We start from the raw sequence: 19,255 nt of genomic DNA on the forward strand, positions 1-19,255 counted from the left end.
AAATACAGTTTTTCTAGGATAAATTTGAAATATTAGAATGCCCAAAAATCTTTGAAGAAACCTCAGAACCTCAATCGAAACATTATCTCAACGTGGAGGAAGCAAGGGAATGTCTAAGTTCGTAAACTCCTATATTTAACGAGTACAAGTTCGATTTTAGCATATTAGCAGATTTATGGTAACTAAAAGCTCCAAAGTATTATGTATTTTTACAATAAAATACATAGTTCACAACTTGTCAAGGTGAGTTCAAAAGGACTGCGACGTAACTGTTTACCAGTTTGTCGTAGCCCCTTTTAAAATCGAATTAATTACCTGCCCTTATGGATTTCACAGCTTTCAACCAAACAAATTAAAGCATCATTTATTTTTGCAACTTTATCCTCATTTGTCAGGACAATTAAGTAATCACCTGGGTAAATCACCGTGTCCCCCTTTGGTATTATTTCCCGTTCGCCACGTTTAACAGAAACCAAAAGGCAATGGGCTGGCCATTTAATTTCTTTGATTTGTTTACCATCCAACATTGATCCCATACATACTGCAAACTCCAAAATATATTTTGATTTCTCATTTCCAGCTTCCATCCCTTGGCCCTGTTTATGCAAGAATTTCTCGAGCAAGGACTCATATATTGGTTTTGAACCTAAAAGATCCGCTACCATATAGGCAACAATAGATACAATTGCTAAAGTAAGCAAATGACTAAAGGAGCCTGTCATTTCTGTAATCAGAATTGTCCCTGTAATCGGAGCTCTAACAACAGCGGTGAAATAACCTGCCATGGCCAGTATTATGAAATTATTAACATACATACTATCCATATGGAAAACATGAACCAGAGCGACCCCATAGACATTTCCTATTAGAGCACCTATAGCGAGTAGTGGCAGGAAAATCCCCCCCGGCGCTCCTGATCCATAGCACGCCATCGTGAATAAGAACTTTACCAACATCAATACCAGGAGAATTTTAAAAGGATAATTTCCTTTTGTTACAAGCGAAGCTATCAACTCATGACCGCCGCCTAAAACCTGAGGCAAGAAAAGTCCTAAGAGTATTGAAATCAGTAACGGAAAGATGACCCAATATTTTTTAGGTAACCAATTTTGCATAGCATATAAGTCTTGGGTCTTTAAAAGAGTTTTATTGAATGCAACCCCTAAGACCCCTATAATAGCTCCTAATATAATAATAAAGAAATATAACCGAAGAGGAAAGTCAGGTAAGTTCGCGAAGTTGAGCACAGGTTTCAAACCAAAAAATTCGCTGGTCACAAAATCCGCCGATACTGCTGCCGATACTGCTGAAAGTAACACTAAGGGTGAAAAGTTTTTATGGACCTCCTCTAGGGCAAACATAACCCCCGCCAAAGGAGCACTAAAGGCCGCCGCAAGCCCTGCACTTGCACCACTTGTGGTAAGATATTTTTCTTCTATTTTAACTCTTTTTAATACTTGACTAAAACCTTGTCCAACTGCAGCACCCAATTGGACAGATGGGCCTTCCCTTCCCATAGAAAGTCCTGACCCTATCGCTAAGACTCCTCCAACGAACTTTCCTATAATAACCTTCCACCAATTCATGGATAATTTTCTTAACAAGACTCCTTCAACTTGAGGGATACCGCTACCACTAATCATAGGATCATGTTTGACCAATAAACCTACAACATAACCTATTATACAAAGTACCCCAATCCAAGCAAAAATGAGCGCTGGTCGAACAGTCAAAATATTATAAACTTTTGTTAACATGAGTCCGGCTTCTTCCAGCATAAAACGATATAGCACTACTAAGAGGCCCGTAAGAACACCTACACCCATTCCTTCAAACACTAATTTCAATCTAAAACTATTCCAATGGAACAATGTGTTATACGTGTTATGCTTGTTATTTGTCATAGTAGTTTAATGCCCCCATTATTTACATAACCCTCCATAATCTTTAATAAAAAATCCTTCCTATTAGCTATTCTCCATCGAGTCAAGATAAATTCGAGGCACTCGTTTTGAAATCCCACACACGACCTCATAGCTAATAGTACCCATCCATCCTGCCATTTCAGTAGCTGTAATTTGTTCATATCCATCTTTTCCTAGAATCGTAACCACATCACCCACTTGTACTTTTGAGATCTTAGTCACTTCAAGCATTGTTTGATCCATACAAATCCGCCCGATCATCGTGGAGCGCCGCCCGTGAATCAGCATTTCACCATAGTTGGAAAGTGCCCTGCGCAACCCATCTGCATACCCTACTGGGATGGTAGCGACACATGTCGGATAGGCTGCTTGAAATGTGCATCCGTAACTTACCGTTTCACCCGTCTTAATACTTTTGACATGGGACACTTTGGCTTTCCAGGACAGAACCGGTTCCAAGCCGACATTTCCACCAATCTGGGCAGACGGTACAAGGCCGTAAAGGCTTATTCCGGGACGAACAAGTTCGAAATGTGATTCTGGGAAATGGATGATCGCTGCACTGTTTGCCGCATGGCGGATCGGAATATTAAGTCCAGCAGTCTTCAACTTCTCATAAAGAGCTTGAAAACGTTTAAGTTGCACTCGGGCAAACGACAGATCCGATTGATCAGACGTAGCAAAGTGAGTGAAAATTCCTTCAATATAAAGATTCGGCAAAACGGAAATTTCCATAATCTCGTCAAAATCTATCTCGCGAAATCCGATTCGGTTCATTCCTGTATCTACTTTTATATGTAAGCGCACTGTTTTGTTTTGTTTCACAGCTGCCTCAGAGAGTGCTAGAGCTTGGGATAATTGATAAATTGTAGGAATTATCTCTTTCTCAACTAAAGTATCCATCTGATCCAGCTCAGTAGCCCCGAGAATCATGACCGTGAGCTCGGGAAAAACGGCTTTAATTTCTAGCGCCTCTTGCAAGAGAGCAACCGCAAAACGTTTTGCTCCACACGCCTGTAACGTTTTCACAATGGGGATCACCCCATGACCATAGGCATCTGCCTTGACGATTGGCATCATTTCACTTCGGGTATACGCCTGTAGCTTGTTGTAATTTTCTCTTAGCGTTTGGAGATTTACCTCAGCCCAAACTTGTCGTAACCCCATTTTCCCATCCTCTCTTTCTCTAAAGGCTTTAGTTCCAACTCACGCCGAACTTTAGGCAGCCGATCAGCCACTTCCGAGGCAGTAAATCCTAACCACCCATACTCAGTCGCTAAGTCATCTGCAGATCTCCCGTGCAAATAGACACCTAGACATGCAGCTTCAAGCGGGTCAACCCCCTGGGCCAACCAAGCGAGAATGCTGCCTGTAAGTACATCGCCAGTCCCTCCTGTTCCAAGTCCCGGATTTCCAGTAGGGTTGAAAAAAGCGCGACCATCAGGCGCCGCAATAATGGTCACTGAGCCCTTTAAAACAACCACTGCCTCCCACTCTACGGCTTTCGCCACCACAATCTCCAAGCGATTTCGCTCAATATCTTCAACACTGCACTGACAAAGTCGGGCCATCTCACCAGGATGAGGCGTAAGAATCAACGGACCAAGACCGTTTCTCAAGTTAAGTAAACCTGGTTCTAATCCTACCAGATTAAGCGCGTCGGCATCCAAGACGACCGGGCAACGTATAGTTTCCATGATTTTTTCTAATACCGTTATAAACTGGGGATTCTGGGCTAAGCCCGGGCCAACGGCAAAGGCTTGGGCTTTTTCAGATTGCTTTAAAATGACCTGCCAAGCTTCTTCATTCAAAGAATCGTCTCCTGGAGCGGACCAAGTCGTCGCCTCTGTAAGGCTAGCATCTACGTCTTTCGCAATCCCAGTGGGGGTAACAATCTGCAACAGTCCAATGCCGCTTCGCAAAGCACCTCGTCCTGCAAGAATAGCAGCCCCACTCATTCCCTTAGACCCTGCAACAAGAATCCCTTTTCCGTGGGTTCCTTTATGACCCTTAAGTTGGCGAACGGGAAGCATATTGCGGACATCGTCATCAGTCAACACAAACGTGGAGATCGCTTCATCTCGAGTGTAGGATTCCGGGATTGAAATAGGGTCCACAACAACCCGTCCGCTATACTCTGGACCTTCACCAAGAAAAAGACCCCATTTAGGGAGCCCGAAGGTAACTGTGGTTTGAGCGCGAATCGCCGTGCGATATACCTTACCAGTATTGGCTTCCACTCCACTCGGGACGTCAATAGAGACCACCCATCCAGGAGAGCGGTTCACTTCGTCCACATACTCTTCTATTAAGCTGGGTAAAGCACCCCGCAGCCCAATTCCGTAAAGAGCATCGACCACGACATCTGCTTGCGCTAAGGCTAGACGTGTCAAACGACGTTGTTTCTCTCCTTCGATTATAAAACACTTTCCAGACATTCTTTGGAAAAGGTGCAAATTTAAGGCGGCGTCCCCTTTAAATTCCTTAAATCCCGCAAATAAAAAGGCCGTGACATCCATGCCTTGGAAAACTAAATGTCGAGCCACCGCTAATCCATCTCCGCCATTATTTCCCTTCCCAACCAGGATCACTGCTTTTCGTCCGCTTAAATCTGCCTCCTCTTTAGGAAGACAACGCCGAATTTCTTCGACAACTGCCCAGGCTGCATTTTCCATAAGCAGCAAACTTGGAATGCCATAATGATGAATGGCTCTTTCTTCAATCTGCCGCATCTGTTCTGCGCTGACTACACGCATTCTCCTCACCCCGGTTCTATTATATCTTTATCATATCATATCTCATGTGCTTAGACCTGTCGCCTTCATTCTTCATCATAGAATCTTATTTTGCTCAGCTTAAAATCGCAAAAGCTATCGCCTGTGTGCGATCATGAGTTAAACTTATTCGGACTTGGGAGCAACCTCTAGCCTTAACCTGATCCATAGCCCTAGCACTAAGATATACCAGAGGTTCGCCACTTGAATCACTTAAGATTTCTATATCATGCCAAGACAATCCACGCAAACCAGTGCCTAATGTTTTAAGAACAGCCTCTTTTCCAGCAAAACGAGCTGCGTAACTCTGAATACCTTTGCCTATTAAGTTACTCTGCTCTCGCGTTGTGAAAAGGCGTTCATATAACTTGGGCTGTCGTTGAAGCGCCATAGAAAATCGCTCTATTTCAATGATATCAATACCAGGATGCATTCTGTCTGCTCCAAATCATAAAATTAGTTGTTGCAATTTTTCCTGTCCCTCTGATGACCCCGCGGCCAACAGGACATCTTCTGCCCGAAGAACAAAACCCGCTTCCGGAGAAAATTGTTCAAAGCCATCACGAACCACTGCTATAATAGTTGTCCCCGTCCGCTCACGAATCTTTAATTCACTCAAAGTCTTCCCAATTGCTGGTGAAGCTTTTCCGATTTCTATTTCCCCAACGTCTAACCAACGGGACATGATTCGGTCAGCATATCCCCGCAATTTGTTCAGATGGCTTTCAATCTTCAAATCATTTTCACGTCTTTGATCCATTAGACTTTTCAAGTCTTCGAGAAAGATCTGAATTTCACCTTTTTGATCAAATGATTTAATGAATCTCTCGGCTAAAGCTTTCGATGTTACGGTAATCCCTACGCCTTGACTGACCACGACGACACCGACATTTTGTAAAATAGCGATGGCCCGGCGAATAGTTTCCGGTGACACATTGTACCGTCCTGCCAAAGTAGAACGACCATGAATTTTTTCGCCTTCATGGTATTCCCCCATCATAATAGCGTGAGCTATATCTATCGCGATCTCCTGGTAGCGTGCATGTTCCAATACCTTCATCCCCTTACTCATTTCTACTATTATAGCATAGCCATCTTCTAGTGGCATCATCCTATTGACAACTAACAACCCCTATGATATTATAAGGTTGTTAGTAATTATTGGCCATTTCTGATAAATACGATTTTCTTCTAAATTAACACACTCTAAACCCTAGTCTTCGTCTTCGCCATTTTAACGCAGTTAATTTGATAGCATCATTTGACCTATCTGAAGTAGAGGAGGAAATAAGAATGGCTGTTCAACTTAGCAATAGACCGGATACGTTTCGTCAGTTTGCACTAAGACGAGCCTCAGAACTGAAACAAAAGATTGTTCCTTATCTCCAAAAGTGCAAAACGATTCCGACGGGATTTACAAGTATAGAAGCCTATCAATTACGCCGAGCAACCATTTTAAGCTATTTCAGCGCAACGCTTGAGGACTGGGAAAACTGGCACTGGCAAATGCACAACAGAATTACAGATGCCCACGTCTTAAGTAATTTGCTCCCTGGATTAACCTCCGAACAATGTCAAGAAATAGAACGTGTTGGGAAAACCTTTCGCTGGGCATTATCTCCGTACTATTTGAGTTTGATCAATGATACCGATCCGTTTGACCCAATTAGACTTCAAGGATTACCTACCCAAGCTGAGCTTGTCGACGATTTCGGTGAAGAAGACCCGATGGGAGAAGCTATTACATCTCCTGCGCCTTGTATCACCAGGCGTTACCCGGACCGCCTGATCATCAACGTCACCAACATGTGCGCCATGTACTGTCGCCATTGTCAGCGCCGACGTAATATTGGTGAAACGGACACTCATCAAGAACGAACCCAGCTGAAAGCAGCTCTCGATTATATTCGAGCAAATCCCGAGATACGGGACGTCTTGGTGACTGGAGGAGATGCTCTACTACTCGGTGACTTAACCCTAGACTGGCTTCTCGGGGAACTCCATGCCATACCTCACGTAGAAATCAAGCGTCTCGGGACACGGACTCCAGTGACTCTCCCCATGCGCATTACAGATCAACTATGTTCAATATTGGCTAAATATCCGCCTATATATATAAATACGCAGTTCAACCACCCTAAGGAAGTAACTGAAGATGCCAAAAAAGCGGCTGACAAACTTGTTGCAGCCGGAGTGATTCTAGGGAATCAGGCAGTATTGCTCAAAGGCATAAACCACCAACCAGAAGTCATGAAAAAGCTTAATCAAGAACTACTCAAAATCAGAATCCGCCCCTACTATATCTTCCATGCCAAAAACGTCAAAGGAACACGTCATTTTGTGCCGCGGATCCAAGATGGACTTGCCGTTATGGAACACTTACGAGGGTATACTTCGGGCCTTGCGATACCAACCTATATTATAAATGCCCCCAAAGGCGGAGGCAAGACTCCCATTTCACCTCAATACTTGATGTCCCTTGATGAAAACAAAGCGATTTTGCGTACCTGGGAAGGAAAATTGATTCAGTACGAGACTCCATAATAAGCTTATATAGTTTGAAAAGGGGGCGGTGTCAATGACTGAACGTCTTAATAACGATCAAATAATCCGACGGATCACAGATGCAAATTCAGATCTGAAGCGTTACTTGAACTTAGCGCCTGGCCTCAAATTGACCCCATCTCAACCTAAAACTCTCAACGAACATTCACAACGTTCGATTCTGCCACCTCGGTTTCCTAGGCCTCCACTAAGGCCTTAAAACACTCATAACTTTATCTCCTCCTTTTAAAGCGATCCTGCGGGGTCGCTATTTCTTCGCCCTTTTTCCCTGCCATGTGTCTCGGCGTATAAGCTCGGCATCAATCGCATTGAGAACTTCCCATTTTTTTACGACTCCAGAGAGGCCCTATAAGATCATCCGGAGGCCCATCTCCTGTCAAACGATGAATAATCATCCCCGAGGGGACGATCTCTAAAATATCAACCACGAGCGAAACATAGTCCTCTTGAGTCATAAGATCAAACGGTTCACGCTGATAAATTGCTGCCAAAGGGGTTCCTCTCAACACATGAAGCAAGTGAATCTTGATTCCTTGTAAAGGCATCTTGGCAACCGCTTGGGCGGTTTCTATCATCTCCGTTTTCGTTTCCCCAGGTAAGCCGAGAATTACATGGGCACAAACCCGTATCCCTCTGGAGCACAACTGATCAAGACCCTTCAGGAATTGGGCATAGTTATGACCCCTTTCAATCCGCTCCATGGTTCGATCGTGAATACTTTGCAATCCTAGCTCTACCCACAAATACGTTCTTTGATTCAGTTCTTCAAGATAGTCCAGCACATTCTCTGGTAAACAATCCGGTCTTGTTGAGATGGATAACCCTACAACGTTTTCCTCTTTTAAAGCCTCTTCATAGACCTCACGCAACCGCTCTACCGATGCATAGGTATTGGTATAAGCTTGGAAATAAGCAATATACCTTGCGTTGGGCCATTTTTTCCTCATCCGTTCCGTTACTTCGATGAATTGATTATGGATGGATAACCCCTGTTCCCCAGCGAAATCCCCGGACCCCCGTTCGCTGCAGTAGACACAGCCATCCCTACCCAATGTCCCATCCCGGTTTGGACATGTAAATCCAGCATCTAAGGAGACCTTAAAAATTTTCCCACCAAACCTCTCCCGTAAATGTTCGTTAAAGGTATGATATCTCTTTTGCATATCGAAATTCCATTCTCTCTTACAGATTAATCCATAGACTTTTTGGTGTGCTTTACGGAGCTTCCCACTCACTCCTGATATAGTTCAAGCTTTTCCCTGCTAGGACCACGGAAAAAGAAATTATATCGTCCTTCTCCTAAGGTCATTGGCTCTGCAGAGATCAACTCCACCTCAAATTCTTTTAAGCGCTCGACGGCTTTGAAGATGTCCGATACCCGCAGAGCTAAATGATTGACAACCCCATCCTCAAAACGTTGACCATCGACAACCTCAACAAGCTCGACAACGGTACCTCCTAATTCTAAAAAAGCTAATTCCACATCACCCGGTTTAATCCGGTATAAAAACTTAAAGCCCAGTATCTCAATGTAGAACTGAAGGGCTTTCTCCATATCCAAGGCCTTAATCCCAATATGTTCGACTCCTGTAAAAAGAGACTCGCTCTTTATTCTTTCCATTTTTCTCCTCCTAAGACTCTATTTTTCTATTTTCTTCGCTTAATTCGCGCGAAATGGCCCCTTCCAGCTCTAATAGCCTCCGCTTGATGTCCAGGCCTCCAGCATATCCTGTTAAATTCCCACTTTTACCAATCACTCGATGACAGGGCACTATAACTCCAATGGGATTATTATGGTTAGCCATACCCACTGCTCTCTGCCCTTTGAGACTTCCCACCTTGGTGGCTATGTCACTATAACTACGTGTCTCTCCATACGGAATACTGAGCAGTTCTTCCCAAACTTGAAGTTGAAACGAAGTCCCTAGCCGATGAAGGGGAATCGTAAACTCCTTGCGTTTTCCAGTAAGATACTCTTGAAGCTGACGAATTGTTTCACTATTCCGTTCACGCTTCCTGATTAGGAACCCTTTTGGTAACCAACGCGCCGCCCAAGTCCGGAGGGACTGCTCTTCTTCAACCGGTGAGCCGAGACCTAACCAGCATAACCCCACCGAAGTGGAAGCAACTGTTACCTCCACCTCAAGGTCTTGGATTGCTACTTGTTCAGTCCAAAAAGCTATAGTTTCGACTTGCCAAAGCTCTTGAACGTGATAACTTTTCAGATCCCCATCTTGATAGATTTCGATTAAATTTTGGTCATTCCTTAAACGAGTATCCAGATCTAGTGGGACTGTCCACTTAGGCCCTGCCTCACGATAAATCGGAAAATGATCGTGTGGAATCCTCATCAATGCATAGATTAATGCTGCCAAACCCCTTGGTAACGGTTTTTCCGATTCTAAGAAAGGTCTTATCCGTTCTTCCAAAGGCTCCACTAAGTGTGGAGCGACCTGAGCCAATTGCCCTAACCCCCATAGAGCTCCATCACACAAACTTTCATCTTCCAGCAACCCGGAAAGCATCCAATTAAAGTGCCCACAAGTCTTTGGACAATGGACGAGAATGCTTCCTATGGCCTCCGAAGCATTCCAGGCAGTCCCTCCGGATTCCTCAGTGAGCATCCAAAAATAGCGTCGCACAAGTTCAAGCGCATTGTTACGCTTTTCCTGCTCGAAATAATGCGTGACAACACCCAACGCCTCTACCGCCCGCCAGAAAATAATACCATCTTTAACATAAATTCGCGCCATCAGCTGTCCATAAATGTTCCTATTTTCTTCAACCCAGACACCCAGTTGCTTCCAATCCCGATTCTCCAATACTCGTTCAATATCTCTTTTAGTAGGCATTGGACACACCTTCTCTCTTTGGGAAATTTTTTCCGGTCGTTCCCGATATCATTCAACATTCATTTGTCTAAACTTCTATAGTTTCTTTCCTTCTTAGGAATTATCTTATCATAATTCAATAAAACAAGGTAATAAAAAAACGACCCCTAAAAGAGGTCGATTCAAGATGCTGTGATTTAAAGCAAAATAACTCAGTCTTTAAGTTCTTTATATTTACCCCAGTAAACTGATTCTGTCAGCACTTCCCCACCAATTCCCATGTTACTGTAATCATGTTCATCCAGTGTTACGGTAAACGCTGCCATAGGAATTCCTAAAGCCTGCGAAGCAGCTTGACTCATTCCGTGAATCAGACTTCTCTTTTGATCGATAGTCAGAACGGGCCCATCAAAGTTAATCATTGGCATTTTACAAAGCACCTCCGCAAAAATCTTTCTTTACTCTCATTAAAATTCCCAGTTAATCCGTAAAACATGTAACTATATCAACCTCTTAGAATTTATTTATTTTATCTTCCTAACTGTTTTAATGACAAGAAAGTCTTCTCTCTGACAATCAAACACTACGTAAAAATTATTTTTTTCTTCAATTTTCGCACTCAAAGTATTGGTTTGTCCAATACTAGACAATAATTTCAAGGCGCCAATTGCAAATATGAGTTACAATAACTGTTGTGACGAGGCCCTCGAATTAAATGTTCCAAAACGCCTTCAAAATCACCTGGCATCTTACGTGCGAAAAAGTGCGGAAGTTTGGATCCCTCCGTATCTTATCACTTTCTGGCTTAATGATATTGTGATCTGACCGTCCGATATCTTTAGGTCAGAGCGAAGGAGGAGCTTTTTTGGCCTTGTCAAAGCTCCTCCGTCGCCTCACTTGAATATTCCTGTTGTACTCAGATCAATTTACCCCAGCATCATGTACAGCTTTAATCATCTTTGAAGCTCTGGATTGGCAAATCCAGAGCTTCTTTAGCTTGTTATAAAAGATAGTGATGAAAATTTTAATAAGCTTCATAGTAACACTTCACTCCCAGGTTTAATACTGTATTTCAAGACCTCAGTTAACCTCAGAATGGGCTATGTCAAAAGTTAACTTAGTCTAACAATCCTCGAAAGGAGAGTTACGCAGATGACAATATTACCTGTACCATTATCCACACTACAGCCCGGAGAAAAATCCAAGGTTATACAATTAGACGTTAAAGGATTACTCCGTCGTCGAATCCTTGATCTGGGTATTGTCCCTGGGACCGTTCTTACCTGCATAGGGAAAGCCCCTGCCGGAGATCCAATCGCTTACTTAGTTCGGGATACTGTAATTGCTTTGCGCAGTGAAGACGCCAGCCTTATTTATATTGACTCTGCAGCCAGATAGGTCCTAATCATTGCTAAAAAATATCTTTGGGGTGAAAAAATATGGAGTTAAAAATAGGAGACCGTTCTAACGCGCTTAAAGATCATGGTCGTGTTATGCGGGAACACTTTGGGATTAGAACGACTGGTGAACAGTACGTGATTGCGCTCGCTGGGAATCCAAACGTAGGGAAGAGTACCGTGTTTAATGCACTTACTGGTTTACATCAACATACCGGCAACTGGCCAGGAAAAACAGTCGATAATGCGCAAGGGACTTACACATATCGGAATAAATCGTTTTTATTGGTTGATTTGCCTGGTACTTATTCCTTACTAGCCCATAGTGTTGAAGAAGAAATCGCCAGGGATTTTATCTGCTTTGGTCATCCCGATGCGACCATCGTGGTGCTTGATGCGACTTCGCTGGAACGTAATCTCAACTTAGCCCTTCAAGTTATGGAGATCTCGTCAAAAGTCATTGTATGTGTCAACTTGATCGATGAAGCAAGGAAGAAGAAATTAAGCATAAACTTCATTGAATTGCAAAAAGAGCTGGGTGTACCTATCGTTCCCACAGCAGCGAGGAATGGGGAAGGGCTTCAAGAATTGCAAAACGCAGTCTACACAATGGCTGTAGAGAAGAAAAAAACTCGGCCGAAACAGGTCGTCTATTCCGAAGAAGTTGAACGAGCAATTTGCACACTTCTGCCTAAGCTCGAAAAGCTAGACTTGGCTAGAGTAGTAAATCCAAAATGGTTGGCACTTCGCTTGTTAGACAGTGATATTTCTTTTATTGAAACCATTGGCCGCTATGCAGCAACACAAAATCAGAAAATAGTAGCTATGCCTCAGCAAGGGAGCAAGATCACACTATGAGCACACTTACTCCAATAGATCCCCTCCTAAAGATTTACTCCGATACCGAATCGATCCGTTTGTCTTCTGGAACACCTCTAGCAGATCGTGTTGTTACAGATATCTTCGCTTATACCGAAAAGCTAGCCAAACAGGTCGTATTACGGGAAGACACTGTTCAGTGTAGTTGGAAAGATAAGATTGATAAAATTGTGATCTCCCGTGTGTTCGGTTATCCGCTTATGTTGCTATTGTTAGGCACAGTATTTTGGCTTACTATAGCTGGAGCGAACGTACCCTCGGAAATGATTGCTTCCGTGCTCTTTGCCTTTCAAGATGTACTTACCCAATGGTTTCAGTTAGCTCAGGCCCCTGCTTGGCTGCATGGTGTATTGGTCCTAGGTATGTACCGTACCTTGGCCTGGGTTACCGCGGTGATGCTTCCTCCGATGGCCATCTTTTTCCCCTTGTTTACCATCCTTGAAGACCTAGGTTATCTGCCGCGAGTGGCCTTTAACCTTGACAATATGTTTAAAAAAGCGCATGCTTGCGGGAAACAATGCCTGACAATGTGTATGGGCTTTGGGTGTAACGCAGCTGGGATTGTTTCTGCACGGATCATTGACTCTCCTAGAGAACGTTTGATCGCTATCCTGACCAATAATTTTGTGCCCTGCAATGGACGTTTTCCGACCCTCATCGCCATCACTTCAATCTTCATGACCAGTGCACTCGCCTTTTCACAATCACTTCTAGCCGCGGGCATGATTACGCTCTTAGTCCTACTTGGAGTAGCGGTTACGTTTGCTGTATCATGGACCTTGTCCAAAACGATCCTTAAGGGTGAGCCCTCTTCTCTGGTGTTGGAACTACCCCCTTATCGCAGACCCAAGTTCGGGGCAGTTTTCTATCGTTCCCTTATTGACCGCACGATCTTTGTTTTGCGCCGGGCGCTTGTTGTAGCAGCACCCGCTGGAGGACTCACTTGGATCCTGGCGAATGTCTACATCGGGGACGTCAGTGTCATTGCCTATATAGCGAGTGTTCTTGATCCTCTAGCCAAAGCTATTGGACTGGACGGTTTTATCCTTATGGCCTTTATCTTAGGTCTCCCAGCTAATGAAATTGTGATACCGATCCTTCTTATGAGCTATCTGGCTACGGGGCAATTGACTGAGTTTGGGAGTTTATTCGAACTAAAAAAAGTTCTGCTTGCCAACGGCTGGACCTGGCTAACCGCTTTCAACACGATGCTCTTTGCCCTACTCCACTGGCCCTGTGCCACAACTTTACTCAGCATGTACAAAGAAACAGGAAGTAAAAGATGGACCTTTATGGGTTTTATCATCCCCACAGCTCTGGCGTTCACAGTTTGTTTCATCATCGCCCAGACAGCGTACCTTTTAGGCTTAGCCTAGAAGAGGTATTCCAACCTCGTCAAAAAATTTGTCTAACCCACAGATACACTGGCCAAGTGTTCTGTGGGTATTATTGTCTGCCTAGTCTTGTAAACTCATAAAATCTTTAAAGGCTAATTGCCAAGATGGATTGCCTTTCATAAACTCCACGAGATTTTTAATGGCATCAATCGTTGCAGTTGAAAGATAATGTTCCATAGCTTCGGCCTCAACAGCAAAGTTAGATTTGCTGCATATTAGGGCTAGAAACTCCTGCAACAATTGATTCCTCGCAACTAAGTAATACCCAAATTCGTTTCCTTTATCTGTAAGCTTGATCTCACCATACCGTTCGTACTTTATGTAACATTCGTCCCTTAACTTATAGAGGGCTTTAGTTACTGATGGCAAAGCAACTTTAAGCCTTTTACTAATGTCCGTTACTCGAACTGTATCAAGCGATAACGAAAACCGATATATCTCCTCTAAATAGTCTTCCAAGCTGGGGGTTAGCATGTCAGACACTTCCTTTGCTTCACTTTAGCTATCCTTCATCCATTTATGCTTAGAATTCACTGCATTGGGGGAGCCAAATAAGGGTCTTGAGGCGTTGAAACTATTTTGCAACTATTAACGACCAAATAAGGAGCTCCATCATTTGTTTCAGTGAAATTATGTACCGATTTAATTTCATTAGCTTCGCCAATTATCCGCTTTTGCAATAACCCAGTAACTTCAACCCAAGTATCGGCTTTCAGCTTAGGCGCATCTGGACTTTCAACAATAATACCTATTGGAGTGGCATCAACGATACAACATGTGATCACAAAACGGGAGAGAACAAATTGATTCTTCGCTAACTTCGGATCTTTATAAACAAAGCCTGTTAATTTCCAGCGTTGATTATATACCTGTTCGGGGTGGTCCTCAATATTAAGGTATAATTGCATCAGATCAGTTTCCTTCACCACAGAATTAAGGGAATTAGGAGTTAACCCCTTTACCGAAGAACTACCTATATTGTTTTCCGCAGCTGATAACCCACTCGGCTGTGGTATTTCACTCCTTAGCCTATCAGTCCTTGGCACGTGAAGAGCATAATAAGGAATCGGACCGGCGGTATTAATGCTATTGGAAAGCGCTGTCGAATCAAGAATGCGTGGTTGCATGCCAAACCCAACCATTAATGGAATTATGAAAATGGCAATTTGCCCTAAACCGTTCGTTTTGTGGGAATGAAGATTATGACTGGTTGTACAAGCATGATTGTGGCCACAACAGTTATGAATTAGACTACGTCGCACCGGTACAAACTTGGCAATCGAAATTACGGCAAGAAGTATTGCTGACAATTTAGCTAGCCAAATTACCTCGAGACTGATATACAAGTCAATCGTTTCTGTCAGGATTAAATATACTATCATTACAGAAAATAAACTTAATATTAAGCTCTGAACTAAGGCATTCCTCCGCTGAATTTGCATTGCAACCTCCTCTTCTTAAAACATTAGTTTCCCTAAACCAAAGTGAATACTTAAACTTAATACATAGGTCAAACAAAGTGAGGTGACAAGAAGAAATATAAATAAAGAGAGTCGGAAATTCTTAGCAAATAAAATAATATTACGTAAATCGATAATCTGACCGATAACCAGAAAAGCCATAACCGACCCTAAAGGAAACTGATTGGCTAGAACTCGAGCCACAAATGCGTCGGCATCTGAACAAAGTGACATAGCTATAGCTAATAACATCATGGCTCCTGTTGCCATAAAGGGATTACTGGTTGCTTGTACCAGAATACCTTTGGGAACCCAAATCTGAATAGCAGCGGCAAGGAAGGCACTAATAATTAAGTAACGACCCACATCAAAGAATTCATCTCCAGCATGTACCAGCAGTTGGTGTAGCGAAAGCTTGGAGCTTTCATGTTCATGGCGATGCCATTCTCTATCCGTAAAAGCTCGATAATTGAATACAGAACCTGCTAATAAAGCCGTCGTTGCTCCTACAAGGAACGTACTAACAACCCTCAGGCCAACGAGATGCCAATTCCATTGAAAGGCCATCGCTGTTGCCAGTATTACAACTGGGTTTATAACCGGGGCAGTAAGTAAATACGCCAAAGCTGTTTGCATCGAAACTCCTTTGCGAAATAAACCGCGCGCAACCGGTAATACTCCACAGTCACATACTGGAATGAACAATCCTAAGAGTGAACCAACTATTACACCCGCCACTGCATTCTTCGGCGTAAATCTAGCAATCCAATCTTCTCGTACAAGATAGCGAATTAAGGCGGATGCGAATACGCCAAGAAGTATAAATGGTAGAGCCTGTAATATGACACTTAAGGCTAAAGTTGCTACATTGGCGCTTTGCTCTAACACCTCTTTATTTTGGAGTATTTTAGAACCTAGAATAATAAAAAACGTGCTTCCTACTAACACCGGGTAAAACTTCATATTTGAGACTCGTGGCGAGATATAAATATAGATCACCTTCCAATGTTACTTAGACTAGTTATCTATATTATTAAAACACCTTGTGTATTCCCAAACTTTTCTATTTCTGCGATTTTACACCTGGAACCAAATTATTATTATGCTCATTAGCATTCGTGGATTCAAACCGCAAGCCGAATTGCTTGGTTTCTGCTGATGCCTGTACGTTAAAAAATAATAATTATGTATCAGTCTATCTAATTCTTGTCTCAACTTTATGACCTCCAGATCAGTTAGACGCTTACTCTTTAATAACTTGTTCATTGTGCATCTATAATCTGCTATTTCAATCGCCCGATTGTTTGTATCCATAGTACTGCCCCATATTCAATGTGATTCTACAGTCCTGACGACCGTACAAATATCCAAACTTGATATTATTTCATCACAAATTAAAAAATCAATGTCATAAAAATCTGTGTACTGGGAATGCGCCTAACTCCTCCTTTCAGATATAAACAAAGACCACGAAGCTGACTCCTTTTAGTCAGACCTCCGTAGTCTTTGTTAATGCACTATCATTTTTAACAGTTTATTTAAATAAACTCTGAATAACAATTACGACAAGCAGTAAAGTGATAACTATTCCGATTCTTCGCCACATAGTTCTAAAATGTTTAGTACACACTTTTTCATTCTCCCCTCTTAAACGGGAGCCATCCCGTTGGCATAGTGGCGTTCATCTTTTTGTGAGGTTATTTAATACTATGCCCGAAGAGTTTGTCAAAGTAAATCCTCATAATCTTCCATGTTCTATGGAATTAGGTTAAGACTCTTGACAGCATCTTGAACTCTGCTTGGATAATTCAATATACGAGATACAACTAATAAAAACATATTAAGCAGGTTTCTCAGATTTACGTTTAAAACGTTGGATAGCAACCCCAATGATCCCGATAATCAACAAAGCGAAAAAAGCTGACATAATATAACCAAGTGCTTGTTGCCAAAATGATTGATCAAATCCCGCGATACCATAGTCTGGAAATAAAACATGATTCCAAAAAGCTCCTAATCTATCTAGTCCACTGGGAATGAACCCAAGTTGAGTCTGCAAATCTTCTCCGCCCCATTCGCCCCAAGCCGTTCCGGAGGCCAATAAACCTAAGGGCGTGAGCAAGGCAACAACGATCAAACCAACAATGTAACGACCATAAGAGACAGTAGACGCAGAGTTTCCTGAATCACTTCGCATTTGAAGCAGAACAGGGTTAGAGCGTTGCAAATAAGTAAAGACCAATCCTGTCACAACTCCCTCAACTGGTCCTGCAATAGTAAAGTGAGCAAAGAGCATCGCGGGAATTGCTATATTAAGTCCATAGGGGCTGTAGAGAGGCATTCCATTGGCAGCATGGAAGAGCATGGGCTGTATTCCGAATTCAATCGCAGCACAAAGTGCGGCCACATTGATTCCGACGAATCCAGCAATTCCCGCTCCAATCATGCGACGTTTGGTAAAGATGTCACTCTTTCCTGCAATAAGCTGATAGATTGCGTAACTGACAAAGGGCATTACAACCGCCATATTGAAGATATTTGCGCCCAGTGCTAAAATACCCCCGTCTCCAAAGAAAAGCGCTTGAATAATTAGGGCAATAGACACAGAAATCATGGCTGCCCAAGGCCCTAAAATAACAGCTAACAGTGATCCACCAACGGCGTGGGCGGTTGTTCCATCGGGAACAGGAACATTAAACATCATGATAGTGAAGGAAAACGCCGCACCCACTGAAAGCATCGGAATGTACTTAGCTCGAACCGTACTAGCTGTTTTTGAGGCCGCGACTGCTGCAGTGATTGCACTTGCAATACCAAGGACTGCATCTGTTTGTGGACTAAGATATCCGTCAGGAATATGCATACTAAAACCCCTCTTCTTTCTATTTTCTATTTCAATCTGATGATTGATGATTTGGTTTTATTAGTTTTATTGGTTTAACCTTAGACTTTTTCATTTTATTAAGGTAATCAAACACCATCCTTTCGGGCAAATAAAAAAAACCACAAAGCTGACCCTCTCGAGTCAAACCTCCATGGTTTTTGCAAACACCTTCATGGTCTTGCTGTGCAATATTTATAATCTTAATATTCTACTTATTCTACAACTATTCATAAATTCCTGCTAAATTAACTTGAAAATTTTTTTCATTAATTATAAGAACAAAGCTTTTATCTTTTTGCACAAAAAGCGTTTTAAATCCATTTTCATCCAAATATTCAAATGATACTGATGATCATTATGACCCTCAATCCTAAAGGTTAAAATCTAAATAAACTAGTTCAGGGCAATAGAACAAAGAAGGTATTTCATTTTTTATGTAGAATACTTTGAACATTGGTAACTATTCATAACTATAAAAGAGACCATGGAGGTCTTGACTTGACACTTAGTCTAGTCATTATTTCCGTGGTCTTTTCTATTTCAAGGAAATGGTTATCACATTTGAACAACATAAATTATCATTTAGGCCACATCAGAAAGGGGATTATTTGTATGTGTAGAGAAAAAACCATGTGGGAGAAAGCTGTAGAATTTCATGGGCATGAATGTCCAGGACTGGCAATCGGTTATAAAGCCTGTGAGGCAGCGAAAAAGAAGATGAGCATTAAATTTTCCCCTGATGAGGAAATCGTCTGTGTAACCGAAAACGATGCATGTGGTGTCGATGCCGTTCAGTTAATCACGGGTTGCACCTTTGGTAAAGGAAATCTACTTTATAAAGGCACAGGCAAAATGGCCTTCAGCTTTTTTAATCGATCCAGTGGTGAAAGTTTGAGAATGATCATTAAACCTTTTGACCAGGAAATGGATCGTCAACAGCGGCAAGCCCACATACTGAACTCACCGGTTGATGAACTATTTAATTTCTCCAAGCCGACGTTTGAACTGCCCGAAAAGGCAAGAATATTTACCACAGTTGTTTGTGAGCTATGCGGAGAAGGCGCCCCCGAACAAAAGATTCGAATCAATGACGGAAAGAAAGTATGCCTAGACTGCTTTAAAGACTATTCGAGAGGATGGTAA

At 42.5% G+C, this 19,255-nt stretch carries 17 protein-coding genes and 1 pseudogene; 5 read left to right on the top strand and 13 right to left on the bottom strand.

Translation table 11 applies throughout. From position 1 onward, the window contains the following. Positions 1-311: 311 nt before the first annotated feature. The 5 genes from clcA to DOT_RS17690 form a co-directional block, all read right to left on the bottom strand. Positions 312-1,904, bottom strand: coding sequence for a H(+)/Cl(-) exchange transporter ClcA (gene clcA / locus DOT_RS17670; protein ID WP_009621635.1), 1,593 nt, complete (start codon positions 1,902-1,904; stop codon positions 312-314). 63 nt (positions 1,905-1,967) lie between these two features. After that, complete coding sequence (alr, locus tag DOT_RS17675; RefSeq protein WP_009621637.1) at positions 1,968-3,092, bottom strand: alanine racemase; 1,125 nt, start codon at positions 3,090-3,092, stop codon at positions 1,968-1,970. Further along, entirely contained in the window at positions 3,062-4,681 is a 1,620-nt protein-coding gene (locus DOT_RS17680) for a bifunctional ADP-dependent NAD(P)H-hydrate dehydratase/NAD(P)H-hydrate epimerase (RefSeq protein ID WP_050809905.1), read from the bottom strand. The genes alr and DOT_RS17680 overlap by 31 nt, the downstream gene beginning before the upstream one ends. A 94-nt stretch (positions 4,682-4,775) precedes the next feature. Further along, a complete protein-coding gene (locus tag DOT_RS17685; RefSeq protein WP_009621641.1) occupies positions 4,776-5,132 on the bottom strand; it encodes a holo-ACP synthase in 357 nt (118 codons plus the stop codon). A gap of 15 nt (positions 5,133-5,147) precedes the next feature. Continuing rightward, positions 5,148-5,750, bottom strand: coding sequence for a TrkA C-terminal domain-containing protein (locus DOT_RS17690; protein ID WP_040412706.1), 603 nt, complete (start codon positions 5,748-5,750; stop codon positions 5,148-5,150). A gap of 242 nt (positions 5,751-5,992) precedes the next feature. Between DOT_RS17690 and eam the strand changes: the two genes are divergently transcribed. Then, a complete protein-coding gene (eam, locus tag DOT_RS17695) occupies positions 5,993-7,243 on the top strand; it encodes a glutamate 2,3-aminomutase (RefSeq protein ID WP_009621644.1) in 1,251 nt (416 codons plus the stop codon). Between the two features lie 268 nt (positions 7,244-7,511). Here eam and DOT_RS17700 read toward each other — a convergent pair. From DOT_RS17700 to DOT_RS17715, 4 genes and pseudogenes are all read right to left on the bottom strand, one after another. Further along, positions 7,512-8,427 (bottom strand): annotated as a pseudogene (locus DOT_RS17700) (TIGR01212 family radical SAM protein). A gap of 68 nt (positions 8,428-8,495) precedes the next feature. Continuing rightward, positions 8,496-8,876, bottom strand: a complete 381-nt coding sequence (locus tag DOT_RS17705; protein ID WP_085930992.1) for a VOC family protein — start codon at positions 8,874-8,876, stop codon at positions 8,496-8,498. A 19-nt stretch (positions 8,877-8,895) separates the two neighbouring features. Then, positions 8,896-10,116, bottom strand: a complete 1,221-nt coding sequence (locus DOT_RS32470) for a DVU0298 family protein (protein WP_009621650.1) — start codon at positions 10,114-10,116, stop codon at positions 8,896-8,898. Positions 10,117-10,307: 191 nt separating this feature from the next. Next, positions 10,308-10,523: a tautomerase family protein gene (locus DOT_RS17715; protein ID WP_009621665.1), complete on the bottom strand. Its 216-nt coding sequence runs from the start codon at positions 10,521-10,523 to the stop codon at positions 10,308-10,310. A gap of 724 nt (positions 10,524-11,247) precedes the next feature. On the opposite strand from DOT_RS17715, the gene DOT_RS17720 reads away from it, so the two are divergent. Genes DOT_RS17720 through DOT_RS17730 form a run of 3 tightly spaced genes read left to right on the top strand, consistent with a single transcriptional unit; the run spans position 11,248 to position 13,747 of the window. Then, on the top strand, positions 11,248-11,493 hold the full coding sequence (locus DOT_RS17720) for a FeoA family protein (RefSeq protein ID WP_009621670.1): 246 nt from the start codon (positions 11,248-11,250) through the stop codon (positions 11,491-11,493). 41 nt (positions 11,494-11,534) lie between these two features. After that, entirely contained in the window at positions 11,535-12,350 is an 816-nt protein-coding gene (locus DOT_RS17725) for a FeoB small GTPase domain-containing protein (protein ID WP_009621672.1), read from the top strand. Beyond that, entirely contained in the window at positions 12,347-13,747 is a 1,401-nt protein-coding gene (locus tag DOT_RS17730; protein ID WP_040412694.1) for a nucleoside recognition domain-containing protein, read from the top strand. Before DOT_RS17725 ends, DOT_RS17730 begins: the two co-directional genes overlap by 4 nt. 81 nt (positions 13,748-13,828) lie before the next feature. Here DOT_RS17730 and DOT_RS17735 read toward each other — a convergent pair whose 3' ends face one another. From DOT_RS17735 to cbiM, 4 genes are all read right to left on the bottom strand, one after another. After that, complete coding sequence (locus tag DOT_RS17735) at positions 13,829-14,242, bottom strand: iron dependent repressor, metal binding and dimerization domain protein (protein WP_009621677.1); 414 nt, start codon at positions 14,240-14,242, stop codon at positions 13,829-13,831. Between the two features lie 56 nt (positions 14,243-14,298). Continuing rightward, positions 14,299-15,210: a TIGR03943 family protein gene (locus DOT_RS17740; protein ID WP_009621679.1), complete on the bottom strand. Its 912-nt coding sequence runs from the start codon at positions 15,208-15,210 to the stop codon at positions 14,299-14,301. A gap of 15 nt (positions 15,211-15,225) precedes the next feature. Next, entirely contained in the window at positions 15,226-16,191 is a 966-nt protein-coding gene (locus DOT_RS17745) for a permease (protein WP_009621681.1), read from the bottom strand. Positions 16,192-17,068: 877 nt separating this feature from the next. Further along, entirely contained in the window at positions 17,069-18,091 is a 1,023-nt protein-coding gene (gene cbiM / locus DOT_RS17755; RefSeq protein WP_009621683.1) for a cobalt transporter CbiM, read from the bottom strand. Between the two features lie 633 nt (positions 18,092-18,724). Here cbiM and DOT_RS17760 point away from each other — a divergent pair. Then, a complete protein-coding gene (locus tag DOT_RS17760; RefSeq protein WP_009621685.1) occupies positions 18,725-19,255 on the top strand; it encodes an FmdE family protein in 531 nt (176 codons plus the stop codon).

Source organism: Desulfosporosinus sp. OT (genome assembly GCF_000224515.1).
Taxonomy (GTDB): Bacteria; Bacillota; Desulfitobacteriia; order Desulfitobacteriales; family Desulfitobacteriaceae; genus Desulfosporosinus.